Below are 6,294 nucleotides of genomic sequence, written 5' to 3'. Positions count from 1 at the left end.
TGCCTCGACGCCATCGGCGCAGGCACCGGCAACGGCACCGGGCTCCAGCTCTACACCTGCTCGGGCGGCACCAACCAGAAGTGGACCTACAACCCGGGCACCACGGCCTCATAGGGCCTGCTGGCCGCCGCCGTCCGTCGTGCACGCCAGGACGGCGGCGGCACCCGCCATGAAGCTTCACGCGGTACGCCGCGCTCCCCCGGCCCAGCTCGGCCACCACCCCACCCGAGGAGCCCCGCATGCCCTTGAGTCGTCCTCCACTCCTCCAGGCGAGCACCCCCGGCACGTGCGACCTTCCTTCGACCTACCGCTGGAGCTCGACCGGCGCGCTGGCGACCCCGAAGTCCGGCTGGGTCTCGCTCAAGGACTTCACCGTCGCCCCTTACAACGGCAGGCATCTCGTCTACGCCACCACCCACGACACCGGGACGAAATGGGGCTCGATGAACTTCAGCCCCTTCACCGACTGGTCCGACATGGCTTCGGCAGGCCAGAACACGATGCCGTTCTCCGCCGTCGCGCCCACGCTGTTCTATTTCGCCCCGAAGAACATCTGGGTACTCGCCTACCAGTGGAGCGCAACCGCCTTCTCCTACCGCACCTCCAGCGACCCCGCCAACCCCAACGGCTGGTCAGCCCAGCAGACGCTGTTCTCCGGCAGCATCTCCGGCTCCGGCACCGGCCCCATCGACCAGACCGTCATCGGTGACGACACGAACATGTACCTGTTCTTCGCCGGCGACAACGGCAAGATCTACCGGGCCACCATGCCCATCGGGAACTTCCCCGGCGACTTCGGCACCACCTCGACCGTGATCATGAGCGACACGACCAACAACCTGTTCGAAGCCGTCCAGGTCTACAGACTCCAGGGCCAGAACCGGTACCTCATGCTCGTCGAGGCGATCGGCGCGCAGGGCCGCTACTTCCGCTCGTTCACCGCCACCAGCCTGAACGGCACATGGACACCACAGGCCGCCACCGAGGGCAACCCCTTCGCCGGCAAGGCCAACAGCGGCGCCACCTGGACCGACGACATCAGCCACGGCGAACTGATCCGCACGAGCGCCGACCAGACCTTCACCGTGGACCCCTGCAACCTCCAACTCCTCTACCAGGGACGCAGCCCCGGCTCCGGCGGCGACTACGGCCTCCTACCCTACCGACCGGGTCTGCTGACACTCCGGCACTGACGGCCTGAGGGGGGCGGGAACGGCCGTCCCCAGGTTCTCTGGAAACCGTCGTGGGCGGGCTCGGCACAAGGCCGGGCCCGCCCACGTCAGCTACGGCCGGCCGGTTCGCCCGCATGCCGCGGGCGGCCGGCGGAGGGCGTCACTCCCATCGTTCGCCGAGGTACGACCACGGCGGCAGGTCCCCGCAACCGAGGGCCGACTTGTGGCAGCCGTCGTGCCAGTCCGGGTGCTGCTCGCAGTGACCCCAGTGCGACTGCTCCTCGTGGCAGACGTCGTGCCAGTCCGGGTGCTGCTCGCAGTGGCCCCAATACGGATGTGCCTTGTGGCAGTCCCCCGGGTGGGACGGGGTGGGCGTCGGTGTCGGCGTGGGCGTGGGCGTCGGAGTGACGACCGGCGTGGGGGTCGGTGTCGGGGTGGGCGTCGGAGTGACGACCGGCGTCGGAGTCGGTGTCGGTGTCGGAGTCGGTGTCGGGGTCGGTGTCGGGGTGGGTGGGCGGTTGTAGACGGTGCAGCTGACGGCCGCGTCGCTCGGCACCTCGACCGTGAACCCGAGCCCGCCGCTGTTGGTCACCGGCACCTCGACGCCGGTGTCGATCAGGCGGCAGACGGCGTTGCGCCCGTCCTGGGTGACCAGGGTGTGGCCGGGGTGCTGGGCTTCGGTGACGGTGACGTCGGCCGACGGGGTCTGGCTGAAGGTGAGGTCGAAGTTGACCGATCCCGTGCCGTCGTCGGTCGTCGACTCGGTGGCGGGCAGCCCGCCGATGCCCGGCGTGGTGGTCTCGGCGGTGAAGTCCCAGCCGGGGCCGGCCGGGGTGGCGCCGGTGACGTCCTCGCCGGTGTTGCCGGACGGGACGATCTGCTTGACCACCGACAGCGACCCTCGGCACTGGGCCTGGACGATCTCGCGCAGCGCCTGTCCGGCGGCGGCGTAGTCGCTGGTCTGGAAGTAGTCGGCGGCGGCCGCGTTGGAGCCGTCGAAGGCGGTGGTGCCGGAGATGGCGCGCAGGTTGAGCGCGGTCAGGCCGGTCACGCCGTTGCCGACGCCGACGGCCAGGACGCGGGTGCCCTCGGCCTTGACCGCGTTGGCGGAGAAGATCCCGGCCTCCACCTCGGCGATGCGGGTGTTGCTGCCGTCGCCGAGCAGGGTGTCGTAGTAGGTGGGGTTGCCGTCGGTGAGCACCACCAGCAGGTCGTAGCGCGGCGCGGCCTCGGCGACCGCCCACAGGCCGCGGTCCCAGTTGGTGCCGCTGCCGAGCTGCCAGTCGGCGTACTGGTTCTTGAACGCCTCGGCGCCCGCCTCGGTGGACACCGGCATGAGGTCGGGGTTGTTCGTGGTGCCGGCGCTGGGCGAGTTGCGGTCGAAGGTGAACAGCGCCATCCGGGATGGGGTGCCGGTCAGGGCGTCGGTGAAGGTGTCGGCGGCCGACTTCAGGTCGGGCAGCGCGCTGCCCACCGAGGCCGACAGGTCGAGCAGCAGCGCGACGTCGAGGCCGCAGGTCGGATCGGGCCGTGGGTTGTCCCGTGACTGCTGCCAGACGCCGGTCGAGGCGGTGGCGTCGCCGCGAGTGTTGTTGATCATGAAGTCGCGGGTGGAGGTGTACGTGGTGTCGCTCTCCAGCGCGGGGGTCTGGAAGACGTACGGCGTGGCGACGGAGTTGGACCCGCTGCCGCGGCCGGTCCGCAGCTCGGGGTTGGTGTACCAGCCGTCGGGGGCGGAGATCTGCCTGACGTAGAAGCGCGCGCCCTCGTTGGCGCCGCCCGGCGCCGTGTCGGGGACGACGAAGCTGCAGTCGCCGTCACCGTCCGACACGCACACGCCCCAGTCGCCGTCGACCGGGGTGGTGGCGTCGGGGCCGGTGAACAGGCCGAGCTCGACACCGGCCAGCGGGCCCACCGTGGTGTCGCCGGTCCGGTCGCCGCCGGTTCGCACCGTCACCACCGACGTGTCCGGCGACGGCTCGGGCACGACCAGCGGGGACGACGGGACCGCGAGCAGCCCGGCACACAACACCTTCGCCATCCTGACGGCGACTACGCGAACACTCTTCATCTTCCCCCCTGAGCAAATCAACCACTACGGACTGTAACCAGAGGGAGATCAAGGAACGCTCCCGCCGTTTCCGGCGACACGGACAATGCCGACCGCACCTTGGGCCGCGCTTGACGCAGGCCGGGCGCGCCGTCAGCCCGTCGTGCGGTCGGTGATCCAGCGGGCGGCGAGCAGGCCGGAGACGGCGGTGAGGACGGCGCCGGCGACGACCGTGGCGCCGAGGCCGAGCGCGTCGGCCAGGACGCCGGCGACGAGGGCTCCGGCGGCGTAGCCGATGTCGCGCCAGAAGCGGTAGGCGCCCAGGGCGTTGGCACGCCAGGCGGGGTGGGCGTGGTCGGAGACGGAGGCGATCAGGGCGGGGTAGACCATGGCGGTCCCCAGCCCGAGGGCGACGGCGGACAGGACCCCGGCGAGCAGGGGGACGTCCAGCAGGACGAGGGCGAGCAGCAGGCCGGCGGCCTGGACGAACATGCCGGTGACGATGAGCGGTTTGCGGCCGAGGCGGTCGGCGAGGTGACCGGCCGGGATCTGGCCGATGCCCCACAGGAGCGGGTACAGCCCCTTGATCAGCCCGACGGCGGCCAGCCCCAGGCCGTGGTCGGTGAACAGCAGCGGGAAGACCCCCCAGGTGAGGCCGTCGTTGAGGTTGTTGACGAGGCCGGCCTGGCTGACGCCGCGCAGCGAGCGGTCACGCCAGGAGGTGCGGGCGAACACGGCGGCCGGCCCCGGGGTCTCACCGGCGGCCAGGGGCCGGGGATGCCGGTCGAGTTCGAGGGCCACGTGGGCGGCGGTGTCGCGGACCACCAGGGCCAGCGCCAGGCCGGCCGCGACGAAGACGACGCCGACGAGTTCGGGGACGGGACGCAGGCCGTAGCCGGTCGCGAGGTAGCCGGTGAGCAGGGCGGTGGCGCCGACGGCGGTGTACCCGGCGGCCTCGTTCAGGCCGGTGGCGAGACCGCGCCGGGCGGGCCCGACCAGGTCGATCTTCATGTTGACCGTCATCGACCAGGTCAGCCCCTGGTTGAGGCCGAGCAGGACGTTGGCGGCCACGATCCACCCCCAGGAGGGCGCCCAGGCCAGGACGAACGGGACGGGGACGCCGATCAGCCAGCCGGCCACGAGGAGCTGCTTGCGGCGGAACCGGGCCGTCAGGGCGCCGGCGGCCAGGTTGGTGAACGCCTTGGTGAGGCCGAAGGCGACGATGAAGGAGAAGACGGCGAGGTCGCTGGTCAGGCCGAAGGTGTGGGCGCCGATGAGCGGCACGGTGGTGCGTTCGAGGCCGACCAGGCCGCCGACGGCGACGTTGACGACGACCAGCAGGGAGAACTGGACGGCGTTCGCCCGGAGCCCGAGACGTACGGGCGGGCGGCCGGTCGCGGCGGGCGCGGGATTGGTCTTCACGGGCGGAGGTCCTTCGCACCTGGAACGAGGTCGCACCGGAGGGCGGTAGAGACATTCGTCCAGGTCACCATACCCCCATAGGTATGCTGAGCGATACCCAGAGGGGTATTTGACATCCGCTTCACACACAACCTACTGTCGGGTACAAGATACCCGGGGGGGTATCGGTAGCCACCGCCCCACCGGTCGCGTTCCTCACGAAGGGATTGCCGTGTTCTTCACCCAGTACTACCTGGACTGCCTCTCGCAGGCGTCGTACATGATCGCCGACGAGGGCACCGGCCACGCGGTGGTCGTCGACCCCCGGCGGGACGTCTCCGAGTACCTGGCCGACGCCCGCGCGCACGGCTTCACCGTCGTCGGCGTCGTCAACACCCACTTCCACGCCGACTTCGTCGCCGGGCACCTGGAGATGGCCGACAGCACCGGCGCCTGGATCGGCTACGGCCGGCGCGCCGAGACCGAGTACCCGATCCGCAAGCTCGGCGAGGGCGAGCGCATCTCCCTGGGCGACGTCACCCTGGAGATCATGGAGACGCCCGGCCACACGCCGGAGTCGATCAGCGTCCTGGTCTACGAACGCGCCGGGGACCGCGTCCCGTACGGGGTGCTGACCGGCGACGCGCTGTTCATCGGGGACGTCGGCCGCCCCGACCTGCTCGCCTCCGTCGGCGTCACCCCCGAGGAGTTGGGCGCGATGTTGTACGACAGCGTGCAGAACAAGCTCATGGGCCTGGCCGACGAGGTGCGGGTCTTCCCCGCGCACGGCGCCGGCTCGGCCTGCGGCAAGAACCTCTCGACCGAGAAGCAGTCGACCATCGGCGAGCAGCGGGCCACCAACTACGCGTGCGCGCCGATGGACCGGGAGTCGTTCGTCGCGCTCGTCACCGCCGGGCAGCCGGCCGCGCCCGGCTACTTCGCCTACGACGCCGACCTCAACCGCAAGGAGCGCGCCCGCTACGACGCCTCTGCCGCCCCCAGGCCGCTGACCCTCGATGAGTTCATCGGGCTGCGGGCCGCCGGCACGGTCGTGGTGGACGCCCGCGACCCGCAGGACTTCGCCGCCGGCCACCTGCGCGGCGCGGTGAACGTGCCCGCCGACGGGCGCTTCGCCGAGCAGGCGGGGACCGTGCTCGACCCGGCCGGCGAGCTGGTCGTCATGGCGCCGCAGAACCGGGAGGAGGAGGTCGTCACCCGGCTGGCCCGGATCGGCTTCGACCGGGTCGCGGGCTACCTGCGCAACCCCGACGACGCCCTGGTCGAGCTCGCGGACGAGGTCGCCCCGGCCAGCCGCCTGACCGCCGCGCAGCTGCGCGCCGCCCTCGCCAGCGACGCCCCTCCCGTCGTCGTGGACGTCCGCACCTCCGGCGAGCGCGAGGCGAACGGCTTCATCGACGCCGCCGCGCACATCCCGCTGAGCGAACTGCCCGCCCGCAGCCGCGAGCTGCCCGCCGACCGGCCCGTCGTCCTGCACTGCGCGGGCGGTCACCGCTCGTCCATCGCGGCGAGCCTGCTGCGGCACCGCGGCTTCCGGGACGTCTCCGACGTCCTGGGCGGCTACGCCGCGTGGGCCCTGTCGGCCGGCGTCTGACCCCATTTGCTGACGCACGTCCCCTCTATACCCCCCGTGGTATTCGAACCCGAAGGAAA

General features: G+C 71.5%; 5 protein-coding genes. 3 read left to right on the top strand and 2 right to left on the bottom strand.

The window, feature by feature from the left end; genetic code table 11:
• Positions 1-12: 12 nt before the first annotated feature.
• On the top strand, positions 13-114 hold the full coding sequence (locus ACIA8R_RS49260; RefSeq protein ID WP_397044847.1) for a hypothetical protein: 102 nt from the start codon (positions 13-15) through the stop codon (positions 112-114).
• Between the two features lie 125 nt (positions 115-239).
• Positions 240-1,193 carry a non-reducing end alpha-L-arabinofuranosidase family hydrolase gene (locus ACIA8R_RS49255; RefSeq protein ID WP_397044838.1) on the top strand — a complete coding sequence of 318 codons (954 nt, stop codon included), beginning with the start codon at positions 240-242 and terminating at the stop codon, positions 1,191-1,193.
• A 139-nt stretch (positions 1,194-1,332) separates the two neighbouring features.
• On the opposite strand, the gene ACIA8R_RS49250 is transcribed toward ACIA8R_RS49255, so the two are convergent.
• Positions 1,333-3,243: a vWA domain-containing protein gene (locus ACIA8R_RS49250; RefSeq protein WP_397044836.1), complete on the bottom strand. Its 1,911-nt coding sequence runs from the start codon at positions 3,241-3,243 to the stop codon at positions 1,333-1,335.
• 132 nt (positions 3,244-3,375) lie between these two features.
• Positions 3,376-4,644, bottom strand: a complete 1,269-nt coding sequence (locus ACIA8R_RS49245; protein ID WP_357707702.1) for an MFS transporter — start codon at positions 4,642-4,644, stop codon at positions 3,376-3,378.
• A gap of 211 nt (positions 4,645-4,855) precedes the next feature.
• On the opposite strand from ACIA8R_RS49245, the gene ACIA8R_RS49240 reads away from it, so the two are divergent.
• Positions 4,856-6,235, top strand: a complete 1,380-nt coding sequence (locus ACIA8R_RS49240; protein WP_397044834.1) for a rhodanese-like domain-containing protein — start codon at positions 4,856-4,858, stop codon at positions 6,233-6,235.
• Positions 6,236-6,294 lie beyond the last annotated feature (59 nt).

Source organism: Nonomuraea sp. NPDC051191, from assembly GCF_044455665.1.
Lineage (GTDB): Bacteria > Actinomycetota > Actinomycetes > Streptosporangiales > Streptosporangiaceae > Nonomuraea.
Note: the sequence above shows the minus strand (reverse complement) of the source record. Positions and strands in the feature narration are given on the sequence as shown.

What these genes read in the sequence shown, in the direction of transcription:
- ACIA8R_RS49250 (WP_397044836.1), bottom strand. Translation starts at nt 3,243, where the DNA reads ATGAAGAGTGTTCGCGTAGTCGCCGTCAGGATGGCGAAGGTGTTGTGT.
- ACIA8R_RS49255 (WP_397044838.1), top strand. Translation starts at nt 240, where the DNA reads ATGCCCTTGAGTCGTCCTCCACTCCTCCAGGCGAGCACCCCCGGCACG.